This window comes from Pseudoalteromonas sp. SANK 73390, from assembly GCF_054966645.1.
The window spans coordinates 1-339 of record NZ_ARPN01000172.1 but is presented as its reverse complement, the minus strand read 5'-3'; the positions used below and the strand labels follow the sequence as shown (position 1 = coordinate 339).

1 protein-coding gene is annotated in these 339 nt (G+C 43.7%); it reads right to left on the bottom strand.

Going from position 1 to position 339, the window contains the following annotated elements:
- On the bottom strand, window positions 1-316 hold a 316-nt coding region (locus SANK73390_RS19400; protein ID WP_462767997.1), incomplete at its 3' end, for a phosphopantetheine-binding protein.
- Window positions 317-339: the final 23 nt, after the last annotated feature.

Here is a 339-nt window from a genome sequence, read left to right as displayed (position 1 = left end):
ACCTGCTTGCCAATAGTGAATGTCCACCTAAGGCAAAGAAATTGTCATGAATACCTACGCGATCAATACCTAGCAGATCCTCCCAAATTTTACATAATCTGAGCTCAACCTCCGTGTTAGGTTGCATATAGCAAATCTCATCGGCGATTTGTACGTTACTAGGCAATTGTTTTCTATCAACTTTACCATTTGGAGTGAGTGGCAATTCGTGCATCCAGCGGAAAAAACTCGGTACCATATACTCTGGTAATATAGCCTTGAGACTCTCTTGATAGTGCGCCGTGCGCTGTTGCTCTTCAATCTGTCCTTTACTCACCACACACCCTAACAAGTGCTGCT